Genomic DNA, 14,379 nt, shown 5'->3' with positions numbered 1-14,379 from the left:
TTCAGAGCCTGGTTCTTAAGGATTAGCGTGTTAGATAGAATTAAAGTCTGCTTTACAGAAAGCATTCAAACTCAGATAGCTGCGGCTGAAGCACTTCCGGATGCGATCTCCCGTGCAGCCATGACGCTGGTTCAGTCCCTGCTCAATGGCAACAAAATTCTCTGTTGTGGTAATGGGACGTCCGCTGCCAACGCACAGCATTTTGCTGCCAGCATGATCAATCGTTTTGAAACAGAGCGCCCAAGTTTACCTGCGATTGCACTAAATACTGATAATGTGGTCTTAACTGCGATTGCCAACGATCGCCTGCACGATGAAGTTTATGCAAAACAAGTCCGTGCGCTGGGACATGCAGGGGATGTTCTGCTGGCAATCTCTACGCGTGGTAATAGCCGCGATATCGTAAAAGCCGTTGAAGCCGCCGTGACACGCGACATGACAATTGTCGCACTGACCGGGTATGACGGAGGGGAGCTGGCCGGGTTACTGGGGCCGCAGGATGTTGAAATCCGTATCCCTTCACACCACAGCGCCCGCGTTCAGGAAATGCATATGCTGACGGTCAACTGCCTTTGCGATCTCATCGATAACACGCTTTTCCCTCACCAGGATGATTAAGGAGTACACATGAAGGCATTTTCGCCGCTTGCTGTGATTATCGCTGCCCTGCTGCTGCAAGGCTGTGTCGCTGCCGCCGTTGTCGGAACTGCTGCTGTCGGCACCAAAGCCGCGACGGATCCTCGCAGTGTAGGCACCCAGGTAGATGACGGAACCCTGGAATTACGCGTCAATACCGCGTTGTCGAAAGATGCCCAGATCAAGAAAGAGGCGCGTATCAACGTGAGCGCGTATCAGGGTAAAGTGCTGCTGGTCGGTCAGTCGCCAAATAGCGAACTGTCTGCGCGAGCAAAACAGATTGCGATGGGCGTAGAAGGTACTACTGAGGTCTTTAACGAGATCCGTCAGGGTCAGCCAATCGGCCTGGGCGATGCGTCTAACGATACCTGGATAACCACTAAAGTACGTTCCCAGTTGCTGACCAGCGATCAGGTGAAATCCTCTAACGTGAAAGTCACCACCGAAAACGGGGAAGTGTTCCTGTTGGGTCTGGTAACTGAACGTGAAGCGAAGGCTGCGGCAGACATCGCCAGCCGGGTAAGCGGCGTGAAACGCGTCACTACGGCTTTTACGTTTATTAAGTAAGACTGCTACAAATGCCGGATGGCGACGCCAGAGCGTCCTCTCCGGCATTTTATTTGGCTCTTTCGCGCAGTTCGGAAGAGGTCAGGATCGAAACGCCTTCATGTCCAGGCGCCAGTGCCTCCGCCAGCATAGCCCGGGCTACATCACGCGCCTCAATCGACTTCCAGTTCCCCGGCAGCAGCCGAAATAACGGCGCTAAAAACCTCTCATTCGCCCGCTGTTTATCCCGCTCTCCGAGTAACATTGAAGGCCGAACAATCGTCAGCCGCGGCCAATTTTGCGCGATCAGCGCCTGCTCCATTTCCCCTTTCACCCGGTTATAAAAAAACGGTGAATTGGCATTGGCCCCCATCGAACTGACCACCAACATATGCTGAGCGCCCAACCGACGCCCCGTCAGGGCCGTGTCCACCACCAGCGTATAGTCAGCATGGATAAACGCTTCTTTGCTACCCGCTTCTCGCCGGGTGGTTCCCAGACAACAAAAGACAATATCTACCGGTTCGGTGACCTGCGCCAGCGCATCGGTTAGCTGCGGATCATAGGGATTATAGACGCCAGCCGTATCAGCCAGCGGTCGACGCGTCGGTGCCGTGATGGCATTGACCCGGGGTTCATTGAGCAGCATACGCAGCAAATTTCCGCCTACCAGCCCCGTTGCGCCTGTTATTAACACCTGACTCATCGCTAATCTTCCCCTGACTCTTTAATCACTCTATTAACTATAGATCACGTTGCCAGTGCATTTTTTTACCAAAGCCCAGCGTGTTGTCCGTGAATTTGACTTCATCCAGTCGAATCTCCCATACGGGCGCAGGCAGCATTCTGGCGACCGGGAAACGGCGGTTGTAGGCGTTACGCGCGGCTTCACTCTCCTGCCCTTCAAGACGCCGGATTTCCCCTTTAAACTGTACGCCACGAATCAGGGCGACCGTTTTGGGCTGACCATTTACCGTGCCGGCAATCGCCGCGCGCGGCCCGGACATCTGCGCATGCCGCGTTTTTTCTTCGGTCAGCACATAGAACACCATCTTCTGCGCATCAAACAGGTAAAACGCATTGGCGCACCATAATTCACCGTCATGATGTACACACCAGGTCACGACGTGCTGCTTTGCCAGCCAGCGGGTCACCGCAGTCAGTGTTTCCATTTCTGTTCTCTTTTATACTGTAGGCCTGAAAATTATCACGTCGATGGTGACAATGACACCCTGGTATCTGTACCTGATCCGTACTGCGGACAACGCCTTATACACCGGAATAACCACCGATGTGCAGCGCCGCTATAAGCAGCATCAAAGTGGGAAAGGCGCGAAGGCGCTGCGCGGAAAGGGAGAACTCACGTTGGCATTTGCGGCTCAGGTCGGCGACCGTTCGCTGGCCCTGCGCTTAGAATATCGCGTCAAACAGCTTACAAAGCGGCAGAAAGAGCGCCTTGTTGAAGGCGAAGGGCTTGAGGCACTACTGAGCAGCCTGCAAACCCCCGGCGCTTAAAAACGATTGAAGTAGTCGTGGTATTCCACAAGGCCCGTCACACCCTCCAGCGCATCGTCCGCCAGGCGATGAACCTGGAACGCGCTTTCGGTACCCGGCCAGCGGCAACGCAGGTCATGATGGGCAGCCAGCTCAAAACCAAAGCGGCTGTACAGCGCCGGATCGCCCAGCGTAACCACCGCGGCGTAACCAAACTCGTTCAGGGAATCGAGTCCTTCATAGACCAGCTGACGCGCCAGGCCCTGTCCACGGTATTTTTCATCCACCGCGAGCGGCGCCATGCCGACCCATTGCAGGTCTTCGCCCTGGACATCGACAGGGCTGAACGCGACGTAACCCACTACCTGACCTTCGTCATCGGTAGCAACCAGACCCAGCGTTATGAAACCGTCTTCACGCAGGTCGTGCACTAATTTCGCTTCCGCATCGCTCTCAAATGAACGACGCAGCAATGCATCAATACCTGGGGCATCAATGGGAATTTCAACTCGAATCAGCATGGCTCACCTACCGAAGTCTGTTTGGTTTCTGGCGACGTTTTCATTCCCGCCTCAACAAAATCCGCCAACTGCATCAGCATGACGCGCAACGCTTTAGGCATCTGATCCAGTTCGATGGCGTCCATCAGATTTTTTACATACAGCCCTAATTCTGTATCACCTTCAATCACCAGGCGACGCTGGAAGAACAGCGTATCCGGATCCTGCTTACGCGCCGCGATCATCAGGAGATCGCTGGCATCCGCGCTAAAACTCACATCCGCCTCTGCATTCTGGCTGACGATAAGTTTATCGTTCTCAACAGAGGTATACCATTTAAGGCCAATGTCACGCACATGAATGCTCAGCCAGCGACCGTCGAGAAACTCCAGCTCCCCATCGGCCAGCGCCTGACTAAACTGCCAGCTCAGGACCTGCTCCAGAACCTGGCGCTTCAGCGCAAAGGGCGTCAGTTTAACCGGTACACTCATCAGAGAAGGACCAAAATGTACTAAGCGTGAACGCAGTTTATCCAACACGAGCTTTACTCCCTGTTTCAATTATCCTGCTATTTTGCCATATCAAATAAACGACATAGCGGCATAAATCAACAATTCGCTACGAAATTGTTACCTCTTATTGGTATCACCAATACGACTTTAACTGCCTCAAATCAAAAATTGTCTCAGCAAGGTTAACTAAAATCCCTCTTCGTTAACATTTCTGCGCCCTTTACGGCGCAACGTTCAGGATAAATTATGGAGCTGCTCTGCCCTGCCGGAAACCTCCCGGCGCTTAAGGCGGCCATCGAGAACGGCGCTGATGCGGTCTACATCGGGCTGAAAGATGATACCAACGCCCGTCATTTCGCCGGCCTTAATTTTACCGAGAAAAAATTGCAGGAAGCGGTGAGTTTTGTCCATCAGCACCGCCGTAAGCTGCACATCGCGATTAACACCTTTGCGCATCCGGATGGTTACGCGCGCTGGCAACGTGCCGTAGATATGGCGGCGCAACTGGGTGCGGATGCGCTGATCCTCGCCGACCTCGCCATGCTTGAGTATGCCGCAGAGCGCTACCCGCATATTGAGCGTCATGTCTCTGTTCAGGCATCTGCAACCAATGAAGAGGCGATTAATTTCTATCATCGCAACTTTGATGTCGCCCGCGTGGTACTGCCGCGCGTACTGTCTATTCACCAGGTGAAGCAGCTCGCTCGCGTCACGCCAGTTCCCCTGGAAGTGTTCGCCTTTGGCAGTCTGTGCATTATGGCGGAAGGCCGCTGCTATCTTTCATCCTATCTGACGGGCGAGTCTCCTAATACGGTTGGCGCCTGCTCTCCTGCCCGTTTTGTTCGCTGGCAGCAGACCCAACAAGGGCTGGAATCCCGTCTTAATGAAGTGCTGATCGACCGTTATCAGGACGGAGAAAACGCCGGTTATCCGACGCTGTGTAAAGGCCGCTATCTGGTTGATGGCGAGCGCTATCATGCGCTGGAAGAACCCACCAGCCTGAATACGCTGGAGCTGCTGCCTGAACTGCTGGCGGCCAATATTGCCTCGGTGAAAATCGAAGGGCGTCAGCGTAGCCCGGCCTACGTCAGCCAGGTGGCGAAAGTGTGGCGCCAGGCGATCGACCGCTGTATGGCCGACCCGCAAAACTACGCCCCACAGGCCGCGTGGATGGAAACGCTCGGTTCAATGTCCGAAGGCACGCAGACCACGCTTGGCGCGTATCACCGTAAATGGCAGTGAGAGAAGCAATGAAATATTCCTTAGGGCCGGTGCTATGGTACTGGCCGAAAGAAACGCTGGAAGATTTTTATCAGCAGGCCGCCACCAGCCAGGCCGACGTTATCTATCTTGGCGAAGCGGTGTGCAGTAAACGCCGCGCCACCAAAGTGGGCGACTGGATCGATATGGCGAAATCACTCGCTGGCAGCGGTAAACAGGTGGTGCTGTCAACGCTGGCGCTGGTGCAGGCCTCCTCTGAGCTGGGAGAACTGAAGCGCTATGTCGAAAACGGCGACTTCCTGCTGGAAGCCAGCGATCTCGGCGTGGTAAACATGTGCGCCGAGCGTAAGCTGCCGTTTGTCGCCGGGCATGCACTCAACTGCTACAACGCGGTAACCCTGCGTTTGCTGCTCAGGCAGGGCATGGTGCGCTGGTGTATGCCGGTAGAACTGTCCCGTGACTGGCTGGTCAATCTGCTTAACCAGTGTGAAGAGCTGGGTATTCGCAATCAGTTTGAAGTAGAGGTACTGAGCTACGGGCATCTGCCGCTGGCGTACTCTGCCCGCTGCTTTACCGCACGCTCTGAAGACCGTCCAAAAGACGAGTGTGAAACCTGCTGCATCAAATACCCGAATGGGCGCGATGTGCTGTCGCAGGAGAATCAGCAGGTCTTTGTCCTCAACGGCATCCAGACTATGAGCGGCTATGTTTACAACCTCGGCAACGAGCTGACATCGATGCAGGGTCTGGTTGATATTGTACGTCTGTCCCCTGCAGGCAGCGACACGTTCGCCATGCTCGATGCCTTCCGCGCCAATGAAAATGGCACTGCCCCATTACCGCTTGCTGCCCACAGCGACTGCAACGGCTACTGGAAGCGACTGGCAGGTCTTGAACTACAGCCGTGATTAATAGCTCACTTTGTTAACAACATTCGCTAATCTTTAATGCAGTATTAAAAGATTAACCGGTAACAAAGTGAGCCGTTATGACTGACAAAACTATTCCGTTCTCGGTGCTGGATCTGGCGCCGATCCCTGAAGGATCTTCGGCAAAAGAGGCCTTCACACACTCGCTTGATCTCGCTCGACTGGCCGAAAAGCGCGGCTACCACCGCTACTGGCTGGCAGAACATCACAACATGACCGGCATCGCCAGCGCGGCGACCTCTGTGCTGATTGGCTATCTGGCTGCCAATACCACCACGCTGCATCTTGGTTCTGGCGGCGTTATGCTGCCCAACCATTCGCCGCTGGTGATCGCCGAGCAGTTCGGTACCCTGAATACGCTGTATCCGGGACGAATCGATCTCGGGCTTGGCCGCGCGCCGGGTAGCGACCAACCGACCATGCGCGCGTTGCGCCGCCATATGAGTGGTGATATCGATAACTTCCCGCGCGACGTAGCTGAACTGGTGGACTGGTTCGACGCCCGCGATCCTAATCCCCATGTACGCCCGGTTCCCGGCTACGGCGAGCAGATCCCGGTCTGGTTATTAGGCTCCAGCCTGTACAGCGCACAGCTGGCAGCCCAGCTCGGCCTGCCATTTGCCTTCGCCTCGCACTTTGCTCCGGATATGTTGCATCAGGCGCTGCATCTGTATCGCACCCAGTTCAAGCCCTCAGCGCGGCTGGCAAAGCCGTATGCGATGGTGTGCATCAACATCATTGCCGCCGACAGCAACCGCGATGCCGAATTTCTTTTCACCTCAATGCAGCAGGCGTTTGTGAAACTGCGTCGTGGCGAAACCGGCCAGCTACCGCCACCGGTAGAGAATATGCATCAGCTGTGGTCCGCTTCTGAGCAGTACGGCGTACAACAGGCTCTGAGCATGTCGCTGGTTGGTGATAAGGCGAAAGTGCGACACGGTCTCGACGCCATTTTGCGTGAAACCCAGGCCGATGAAATTATGGTTAACGGCCAGATTTTTGATCATCAGGCACGGCTACATTCGTTTGACCTGGCGATGCAGGTGAAAGAAGAGTTGGTGGGGTAATCGTTGTTTTGCCCGGTGGCGCTTCGCTTACCGGGCTTACGAGACCGTATAGGCCGGATAAGGCGCAACCGCCATCCGGCACTAAAAGGTTACTGGTACACAGGCAACAAATTCACGCTCGACAGAATATGGATAACCGCGTTGCCAATACCGAATACCAGGATCAGCGCAATCATCGGCTTGCCGCCCCAGACACGGAATTTCGGGCTGCCGAAACGCTCGCGGGATTTACGGGCCAGCAGCGCCGGAACAATGGCGGCCCAGATGGTCGCGGCAAGCCCTGCATAGCCAATGGCGTACAGGAAACCGTTCGGCCACAACAGGCCACCGACAATCGGCGGGACAAACGTCAGCAATGCCGTTTTAAAACGTCCCATTGCCGAGTCATCAAAGCCAAACAGATCCGCCAAATAGTCAAACAGACCGAGCGTGACCCCGAGGAATGAACTCGCCACCGCAAAGTTGGAGAACACCACCAGCAGCAGATCCAGACTGCGGCTGTTCAGCACGCCGCTCAGCGCCTGTACCAGCACATCAATGTTACCGCCCTGCTGCGCAATACCGATAAATTCCGGACGCGGGATGTTACCCATCGTCCCCAGCAACCATACGGTATACAGCACCAGCGCCAGCAGCGTGCCGTACACCAGGCACTTAACGATGGTCTTCGGATCTTTGCCGTAGTACTTCATCAGGCTCGGGACGTTGCCGTGATAGCCGAATGAGGCCAGGCAGAACGGTAACGTCATCAGCAGGTACGGCGTATACGAAGCGTTGCTCTGCGCCACGTTAAACAGCGTAGTAGGCGTAACATGCCCCAGCAGACTGCCGAAGGTCAGGAAAAAAGTAATCACCTTCGCGCCCAGCACAATCGCCGTCATGCGGCTAACCGCTTTGGTGCTTAACCACACCACGAACGCCACCAGCAGCGCAAAACCAAGACCCGCCGCACGCGCCGGAACGTTCAGCGACATCTCCGAAAAGGTGTGATGCAGGATCGAACCACTCGCCGAGATATACGCATAGGTAAGGATATAGAGAACGAAAGCAATCGAGATGCCGTTCACAACGTTCCAGCCTTTGCCCAGCAGATCTTTCGTGATGGTGTCAAAGCTGGAACCAATGCGGTAATTGAGGTTAGCTTCAAGGATCATCAGCCCGGAGTGCAGCATGCAAAACCAGGTGAAGATCAGCGCCGCCATTGACCAGAAGAACCACGCCCCGGACATGACCACTGGCAGAGAAAACATCCCCGCGCCAATAATGGTGCCGCCGATGATCACCACGCCGCCAAGCAGCGAAGGTGACGTTTGGGTGGTGGTTAGTGTTGCCATTTAGCCATCTCTCCAGTCATTTATATTGTGACTACATTTCAATGTGCTGCACTGTACCAGTACACGAGTACAAATGAAATAAAAAAAGCCCCGATTGTTGAGATCGGGGCTGTATATTTTACTTTACGGTATTAAACCGTAATTTCGCATGGATTACGCATCACCACCGAAACGACGACGACCAGCGGAATCATCACGACGCGGAGCAGAAGAATCGTCACGACGCGGACCGCGGTTGCCTTCACGACGTTCGCCGCTGAAACGACGACCTTCGCTACGACCGCCTTCACGACGCTCACCGCTGAAACCACGACCTTCGCCACGACCGCCTTCACGACGCTCACCGCTGAAACGGCCACCGCCACGACGCTCACCACCGGTGTGCGGAACTGCATCGCCAACCAGCTGCATGTTCATCGGCTTGTTCAGGATGCGAGTACGGGTAAAGTGCTGCAGCACGTCGCCCGGCATACCTTTCGGCAGCTCGATGGTTGAGTGGGAAGCAAACAGCTTGATGTTACCGATGTAACGGCTGCTGATATCGCCTTCGTTAGCAATCGCACCAACGATATGACGGACTTCAACACCGTCATCACGGCCCACTTCAATGCGGTACAGCTGCATATCGCCAACGTCACGACGTTCACGACGCGGACGGTCTTCACCACCACGCTCATTACGGTCACCACGCGGGCCACGATCGTTGCGGTCACGCGGACCACGATCGTCACGGTCGCGGAATTCGCGTTTCGGACGCATCGGCGCATCTGGCGGCAGGATCAGCGGGCGTTCGCCCTGAGCCATTTTCAGCAGTGCGGCTGCCAGCGTTTCGATATCCAGTTCTTCTTCCGGCTGCATTTTCGCCAGCAGAGCACGGTACTGATCCAGATCGCTGCTTTCCAGCTGCTGCTGTACTTTAGCGGCGAATTTTTCCAGACGGCGTTTGCCCAGCAGGTCTGCGTTCGGCAGTTCTACTTCCGGAATAGTCAGCTTCATGGTGCGTTCGATGTTACGCAGCAGACGACGCTCACGGTTCTCAACGAACAGCAGCGCGCGACCCGCACGACCCGCACGACCAGTACGGCCGATACGGTGAACGTAAGATTCGGAATCCATCGGGATGTCGTAGTTAACAACCAGGCTGATACGCTCAACGTCCAGGCCACGTGCCGCAACGTCGGTAGCAATCAGAATATCCAGACGGCCATCTTTCAGACGCTCCAGAGTCTGCTCACGCAGGGACTGGTTCATGTCGCCGTTCAGTGCAGCGCTGCTATAACCGCTACGCTCCAGCGCTTCTGCCACTTCCAGGGTCGCATTTTTGGTACGAACGAAGATAATCGCCGCATCAAAGTCTTCTGCTTCCAGGAAACGCACCAGCGCTTCATTTTTACGCATGCCCCAGACGGTCCAGTAGCTCTGGCTGATGTCAGGACGGGTAGTTACGCTGGACTGAATGCGTACTTCCTGCGGCTCTTTCATAAAGCGGCGGGTAATACGACGAATCGCTTCCGGCATAGTCGCGGAGAACAGAGCGGTCTGATGACCTTCCGGGATCTGCGCCATGATGGTTTCAACGTCTTCGATGAAGCCCATACGCAGCATTTCATCAGCTTCGTCCAGTACCAGACCGCTCAGTTTGGAGAGGTCCAGAGTACCGCGCTTCAGGTGATCCAGCAGACGGCCCGGCGTACCGACAACGATCTGTGGTCCCTGACGCAGGGCACGTAATTGCACGTCATAACGCTGGCCGCCGTACAGGGCAACCACGTTCACGCCGCGCATGTGTTTAGAAAAATCCGTCATGGCTTCTGCAACCTGAACCGCCAGTTCGCGGGTCGGTGCCAGCACCAGAATCTGAGGTGCCTTCAGCTCAGGATCAAGATTGTTGAGCAGCGGTAAAGAGAACGCTGCAGTTTTGCCGCTACCCGTCTGGGCCATACCCAGAACATCGCGGCCGCCCAGCAGATGCGGAATGCACTCTGCCTGGATTGGAGATGGTTTTTCGTAACCCAGATCGGTAAGGGCTTCAAGGATAGGAGCCTTCAGGCCCAGATCTGCAAAAGTGGTTTCGAATTCAGCCATGTAGTACGTGTGCCTCAAAATTAATGGCGGCCAGTCTACATAACTCATCATGAAATTGATCTGCAATTTTCATTGAAAAGTGTGAACCGGCTCAAAGTAGGTGTATTAACGAACAACAACGCCCTCACCCGTGAAGGTGATGGCAATCAAAAAAGATTACGGGCTGATGTGTACGTCAGCTATTGCTGGTCCGATTCTGCCAGGTCATCTTGGTCCTGGCCCAGGAGCGATAATTCCAACAATGCGTATCGGTGCTCAACAAAGTTATGAACGTTGTTAGCCACCGCCAGTTTGAACAATGCCGTAGCGTTGTCCAAATCCCCCAGACTTAGGTAGTACTTACCTAAATAGAAGTTGGTTTCACTGAGATGCTCAGCGAGCGAGGTGTTATCCGTTGCGTCCGCCTTTAGGCGTTCCATCAGCGTTGCTTCGCTAATGTTGCCCAGGTAGAACTCGACAATGTTCCATCCCCATTGCTCTTTATCCGATTTCTCAAAGCGTTGCTTTAACGCTTCTTTAGCCTGCTTCTCATCGAGCTTCTGCTCGGCGAGATAAAGCCACAGACTACGGAAAGGATCATTGGGATCGTCTTGATAAAACGCTAGCAGATCATCTTGCGCTAACTTGTCGCGACCGCCGTAATACAATGCGATACCGCGATTTAAGTGCGCGTAGTTGTAAGTTGGATCAAGCTCAAGTACAGAATCAAACGCTTCATAGGCAGCATCAAAATTGCCTGCCTGCGTTAAATATATACCTAAGTAATTGAATACTTCAGGCATATCTGGTCGGATTGCCAGCGCTTGTGAAAAATCATTTCGCGCCAGTGCCCTCAGACCGAGACTATCATACAACACTCCGCGCTCATATAAAAGCTGTGCGCGTTCGTCATCGGTTAAAGCCCGACTGGCAAGAATTTGTTCCATACGTGCCAGAATCACTTCCTGCTGCAAAGTCGGTTGCAATGGTACTGCGAGGACTTCACTCTTACGCCAGGCGGAATTACTGCATCCAGCCAGCGTGAGTGCTGTCGCAACGAAACACCAGCGCAAAAAAGGCTTCATTTCCCACTCCCGAAGACAACGATTGAATGAACGTCCAGGTTCCCCGGTTGCTAACAAGGCGTCCTGCCGGGTTAAAAGCCCTCCGCTTTCACGGAGGGCAATGGCAACCTTACTCGCCCTGGCTTGCCGGAGCTTCCGGTTCGCCTGCAGGCTGAGACTGCTCAGTTGCTTCTTTAATGCTCAAACGTACACGGCCCTGGCGATCAACTTCCAGAACTTTGACCGGTACTTCCTGGCCCATCTGCAGGTAATCGGTCACTTTCTCAACGCGTTTGTCAGCGATCTGAGAGATGTGTACCAGACCTTCTTTACCGCCACCAATGGCAACGAATGCGCCAAAGTCAACGATACGGGTCACTTTACCATTGTAGATACGGCCTACTTCGATCTCTGCGGTGATCTCTTCGATACGACGGATAGCATATTTCGCTTTCTCGCCGTCGGTCGCAGCAATCTTCACAGTACCATCATCTTCAATTTCAATGGTGGTGCCGGTTTCTTCGGTCAGAGCACGGATAACAGAACCGCCTTTACCGATAACGTCTTTGATCTTGTCCGGGCTGATCTTGATGGTGTGGATACGCGGAGCGAACTGAGATATGTCACCACGCGGTGCGTTGATCGCTTGTTCCATCACACCCAGGATGTGCAGACGCGCACCTTTAGCCTGGTTCAGAGCAACCTGCATGATCTCTTTGGTGATACCTTCAATTTTGATATCCATCTGCAGTGCAGAGATACCGTCGCGGGAACCCGCCACTTTGAAGTCCATATCGCCCAGGTGGTCTTCGTCGCCCAGGATGTCAGACAGAACAACAAAGTTGTCGCCTTCTTTCACCAGACCCATCGCGATACCCGCAACGGCAGCTTTGATCGGCACGCCTGCGTCCATCAGCGCCAGAGAAGCACCACATACGGAAGCCATGGAAGAAGAACCGTTAGATTCGGTGATTTCAGAAACCACACGTACGGTGTACGGGAATTTATCCAGTTCCGGCATCACTGCCAGTACGCCACGCTTCGCCAGACGACCGTGACCAATCTCACGACGCTTCGGAGAACCGACCATACCGGTTTCACCTACGCAGTACGGAGGGAAGTTGTAGTGGAACAGGAAGTTGTCAGTACGCTCGCCCATCAGCTCGTCAAGGTTCTGCGCATCACGAGTGGTGCCCAGGGTCGCAGTAACCAGCGCCTGAGTTTCACCACGGGTGAACAGTGCGGAACCGTGGGTACGCGGCAGAACGCCAGTACGCACGTCCAGACCACGGATCATATCTTTTTCACGGCCATCGATGCGCGGCTCGCCTGCCAGTACGCGGCTGCGAACAACATTTTTCTCGATAGCGTGCAGGATTTCACCCAGTTCGTTAGCGTCCAGGGTTTCGTCTTCAGCCACCAGAGTTGCGATGGTTTCAGATTTGATCACGTCAACCTGAGCGTAACGCTCTTGTTTGTCGGTGATACGGTAAGCATCGCTCAGACGAGCTTCTGCCAGTGCGGCAACGCGTGCGTTCAGCGCTTCGTTGACGGCTTCTGGCTGCCAGTCCCAACGCGGTTTGCCAGCTTCTTTCGCCAGCTCGTTGATAGCCTGAATAACAACCTGCTGCTGTTCGTGGCCGAATACTACAGCGCCCAGCATCTGGTCTTCGCTCAGCAGTTCAGCTTCGGATTCAACCATCAGTACGGCAGCTTCAGTACCAGCAACAACCAGGTCCAGCTTGCTTTCTTTCAGTTCGTCCTGAGTCGGGTTCAGTACGTACTGGTCATTGATGTAACCAACACGTGCAGCACCGATCGGGCCGTTGAATGGGATGCCAGACAGAGTCAGCGCAGCAGATGCACCAATCATTGCCACGATATCCGGGTTAACCTGCGGGTTAACGGAAACAACGGTCGCGATGACCTGAACTTCGTTAACGAAGCCTTCCGGGAACAGCGGGCGAACCGGGCGGTCAATCAGACGCGCGATCAGAGTTTCGCCTTCACTCGGACGGCCTTCACGACGGAAGAAGCTACCCGGGATACGGCCAGCAGCGTAGGTACGCTCCTGATAGTTAACGGTCAGTGGGAAAAAGTCCTGGCCTGGTTTCGCTTTTTTCTGGCCAACAACGGTAACGAATACCGCAGTGTCATCCATGCTAACCATAACAGCGGCAGTCGCCTGACGCGCCATCATGCCGGTTTCCAGCGTAACGGTATGCTGACCGTACTGGAATTTACGAACGATCGGATTAAGCAAATTAATATCCTTTCTCTATTTTTTGACGGCACATTTTTGCGCCATCGTTAATACCCGATCTTCTGCGCATCCTCGCGACTAATGACAACCCTAACCCATAAGCATGAGTAAAGCCTCTCATTAGCCGCGCGAACCTCTGCAACGGAAGATCATTCATAGCAACAATACATTAGTTTCCAGCGAATTGCTGCCATCTGCTGGAAAAAAGGGGCCATGAAGGCCCCCTCTTTCTGAAACTCGAAAGAATTAGCGACGCAGACCCAGACGCTCGATCAGCGCGGTGTAACGTGCAACATCTTTACGTTTCAGGTAGTCGAGCAGTTTACGACGCTGAGAAACCATGCGCAGCAGACCACGACGGCTGTGGTGATCTTTTTTGTGCTCTGCAAAGTGGCCCTGCAGGTGGTTAATCTGTGCAGTCAACAGAGCAACCTGAACATCGGTAGAACCGGTGTCGTTTGCATCACGACCAAACTCAGAAACGATTTTAGCGGTAGCTTCAGTACTTAGAGACATTTTAAAACTCCAAAGTGTTAAGAATGAAAGGATGCCGATCTCTAATTCAGCTATCCCAGTGTATACACGCCTTCTTCAAACTGACCCTGCGCTGGCTGTGTCCGCTCACCTCGGTCACTTACCTGAGTAAGCTCCTGAGGATCCTCAGACCTGCCGCCTTGATGCAGCTCGAATGATTTTGTGTACACGCCACGCAGATTGTTAAACAATTTACGCGACGTTAAGCGGCAGTA

15 protein-coding genes and 1 pseudogene are annotated in these 14,379 nt (G+C 54.2%); 6 read left to right on the top strand and 10 right to left on the bottom strand.

What is annotated here, in order from left to right:
- Positions 1 to 27: 27 nt before the first annotated feature.
- Positions 28 to 618, top strand: a complete 591-nt coding sequence (gene diaA / locus N0B36_RS16565) for a DnaA initiator-associating protein DiaA (protein WP_003024948.1) — start codon at positions 28 to 30, stop codon at positions 616 to 618.
- A gap of 9 nt (positions 619 to 627) precedes the next feature.
- Entirely contained in the window at positions 628 to 1,203 is a 576-nt protein-coding gene (gene dolP / locus N0B36_RS16560; RefSeq protein ID WP_003024954.1) for a division/outer membrane stress-associated lipid-binding lipoprotein, read from the top strand.
- A gap of 49 nt (positions 1,204 to 1,252) precedes the next feature.
- Here the strand turns inward: dolP and N0B36_RS16555 are convergent, their stop codons facing one another.
- Together N0B36_RS16555 and N0B36_RS16550 are read right to left on the bottom strand one after the other, a co-directional pair.
- Positions 1,253 to 1,888, bottom strand: a complete 636-nt coding sequence (locus N0B36_RS16555; RefSeq protein ID WP_047499696.1) for an NAD(P)H-binding protein — start codon at positions 1,886 to 1,888, stop codon at positions 1,253 to 1,255.
- A 37-nt stretch (positions 1,889 to 1,925) separates the two neighbouring features.
- Positions 1,926 to 2,354, bottom strand: coding sequence for a YhbP family protein (locus N0B36_RS16550; RefSeq protein ID WP_016154657.1), 429 nt, complete (start codon positions 2,352 to 2,354; stop codon positions 1,926 to 1,928).
- A gap of 43 nt (positions 2,355 to 2,397) precedes the next feature.
- Between N0B36_RS16550 and N0B36_RS16545 the strand changes: the two are divergent.
- Positions 2,398 to 2,707, top strand: a pseudogene (locus N0B36_RS16545) (GIY-YIG nuclease family protein).
- Here N0B36_RS16545 and N0B36_RS16540 read toward each other — a convergent pair.
- On the bottom strand, positions 2,694 to 3,197 hold the full coding sequence (locus N0B36_RS16540; RefSeq protein ID WP_047499702.1) for a GNAT family N-acetyltransferase: 504 nt from the start codon (positions 3,195 to 3,197) through the stop codon (positions 2,694 to 2,696). The pseudogene N0B36_RS16545 and the gene N0B36_RS16540 sit on opposite strands and share 14 nt — an antisense overlap.
- On the bottom strand, positions 3,191 to 3,715 hold the full coding sequence (locus N0B36_RS16535; protein ID WP_016154660.1) for an SCP2 domain-containing protein: 525 nt from the start codon (positions 3,713 to 3,715) through the stop codon (positions 3,191 to 3,193). Before N0B36_RS16535 ends, N0B36_RS16540 begins: the two co-directional genes overlap by 7 nt.
- Before the next feature lie 219 nt (positions 3,716 to 3,934).
- On the opposite strand from N0B36_RS16535, the gene N0B36_RS16530 reads away from it, so the two are divergent.
- The 3 genes from N0B36_RS16530 to N0B36_RS16520 all read left to right on the top strand — a co-directional run bounded on the left by N0B36_RS16530 (position 3,935) and on the right by N0B36_RS16520 (position 6,905).
- Positions 3,935 to 4,930: a peptidase U32 family protein gene (locus tag N0B36_RS16530; RefSeq protein WP_016154661.1), complete on the top strand. Its 996-nt coding sequence runs from the start codon at positions 3,935 to 3,937 to the stop codon at positions 4,928 to 4,930.
- An 8-nt stretch (positions 4,931 to 4,938) separates the two neighbouring features.
- Entirely contained in the window at positions 4,939 to 5,817 is an 879-nt protein-coding gene (locus N0B36_RS16525; protein ID WP_259688639.1) for a U32 family peptidase, read from the top strand.
- Between the two features lie 80 nt (positions 5,818 to 5,897).
- Positions 5,898 to 6,905, top strand: coding sequence for an LLM class flavin-dependent oxidoreductase (locus tag N0B36_RS16520; protein WP_016154663.1), 1,008 nt, complete (start codon positions 5,898 to 5,900; stop codon positions 6,903 to 6,905).
- An 89-nt stretch (positions 6,906 to 6,994) separates the two neighbouring features.
- Here N0B36_RS16520 and mtr read toward each other — a convergent pair whose 3' ends face one another.
- The 6 genes from mtr to rpsO all read right to left on the bottom strand — a co-directional run bounded on the left by mtr (position 6,995) and on the right by rpsO (position 14,146).
- Positions 6,995 to 8,239 (bottom strand): tryptophan permease, encoded by a 1,245-nt coding sequence (gene mtr / locus N0B36_RS16515; RefSeq protein WP_016154664.1) that lies wholly within the window; start codon positions 8,237 to 8,239, stop codon positions 6,995 to 6,997.
- Positions 8,240 to 8,392: 153 nt separating this feature from the next.
- Complete coding sequence (locus N0B36_RS16510) at positions 8,393 to 10,324, bottom strand: DEAD/DEAH family ATP-dependent RNA helicase (protein WP_047413955.1); 1,932 nt, start codon at positions 10,322 to 10,324, stop codon at positions 8,393 to 8,395.
- Positions 10,317 to 10,397: a protein YrbN gene (gene yrbN, locus N0B36_RS16505; protein ID WP_010723222.1), complete on the bottom strand. Its 81-nt coding sequence runs from the start codon at positions 10,395 to 10,397 to the stop codon at positions 10,317 to 10,319. The genes N0B36_RS16510 and yrbN overlap by 8 nt, the downstream gene beginning before the upstream one ends.
- 106 nt (positions 10,398 to 10,503) lie before the next feature.
- On the bottom strand, positions 10,504 to 11,388 hold the full coding sequence (nlpI, locus tag N0B36_RS16500) for a lipoprotein NlpI (protein ID WP_003024982.1): 885 nt from the start codon (positions 11,386 to 11,388) through the stop codon (positions 10,504 to 10,506).
- Between the two features lie 109 nt (positions 11,389 to 11,497).
- Positions 11,498 to 13,630: a polyribonucleotide nucleotidyltransferase gene (gene pnp / locus N0B36_RS16495; RefSeq protein ID WP_008785911.1), complete on the bottom strand. Its 2,133-nt coding sequence runs from the start codon at positions 13,628 to 13,630 to the stop codon at positions 11,498 to 11,500.
- Between the two features lie 246 nt (positions 13,631 to 13,876).
- Positions 13,877 to 14,146, bottom strand: a complete 270-nt coding sequence (rpsO, locus tag N0B36_RS16490) for a 30S ribosomal protein S15 (protein ID WP_000059465.1) — start codon at positions 14,144 to 14,146, stop codon at positions 13,877 to 13,879.
- Positions 14,147 to 14,379 lie beyond the last annotated feature (233 nt).

The sequence above is a fragment of the Citrobacter sp. XY323 genome (assembly GCF_025106035.1).
In the GTDB taxonomy this organism is placed as follows: Bacteria; Pseudomonadota; Gammaproteobacteria; order Enterobacterales; family Enterobacteriaceae; genus Citrobacter; species Citrobacter braakii.
This window is presented reverse-complemented; position numbering and strand designations above follow the sequence as displayed.

Excerpts from the sequence above, each read along its gene's own strand:
- dolP (WP_003024954.1), top strand. The coding sequence starts at position 628 with ATGAAGGCATTTTCGCCGCTTGCTGTGATTATCGCTGCCCTGCTGCTG.
- N0B36_RS16555 (WP_047499696.1), bottom strand. The coding sequence starts at position 1,888 with ATGAGTCAGGTGTTAATAACAGGCGCAACGGGGCTGGTAGGCGGAAAT.
- N0B36_RS16550 (WP_016154657.1), bottom strand. The coding sequence starts at position 2,354 with ATGGAAACACTGACTGCGGTGACCCGCTGGCTGGCAAAGCAGCACGTC.
- N0B36_RS16540 (WP_047499702.1), bottom strand. The coding sequence starts at position 3,197 with ATGCTGATTCGAGTTGAAATTCCCATTGATGCCCCAGGTATTGATGCA.
- N0B36_RS16530 (WP_016154661.1), top strand. The coding sequence starts at position 3,935 with ATGGAGCTGCTCTGCCCTGCCGGAAACCTCCCGGCGCTTAAGGCGGCC.
- N0B36_RS16525 (WP_259688639.1), top strand. The coding sequence starts at position 4,939 with ATGAAATATTCCTTAGGGCCGGTGCTATGGTACTGGCCGAAAGAAACG.
- N0B36_RS16520 (WP_016154663.1), top strand. The coding sequence starts at position 5,898 with ATGACTGACAAAACTATTCCGTTCTCGGTGCTGGATCTGGCGCCGATC.
- mtr (WP_016154664.1), bottom strand. The coding sequence starts at position 8,239 with ATGGCAACACTAACCACCACCCAAACGTCACCTTCGCTGCTTGGCGGC.
- N0B36_RS16510 (WP_047413955.1), bottom strand. The coding sequence starts at position 10,324 with ATGGCTGAATTCGAAACCACTTTTGCAGATCTGGGCCTGAAGGCTCCT.
- yrbN (WP_010723222.1), bottom strand. The coding sequence starts at position 10,397 with ATGAAAATTGCAGATCAATTTCATGATGAGTTATGTAGACTGGCCGCC.
- nlpI (WP_003024982.1), bottom strand. The coding sequence starts at position 11,388 with ATGAAGCCTTTTTTGCGCTGGTGTTTCGTTGCGACAGCACTCACGCTG.
- rpsO (WP_000059465.1), bottom strand. The coding sequence starts at position 14,146 with ATGTCTCTAAGTACTGAAGCTACCGCTAAAATCGTTTCTGAGTTTGGT.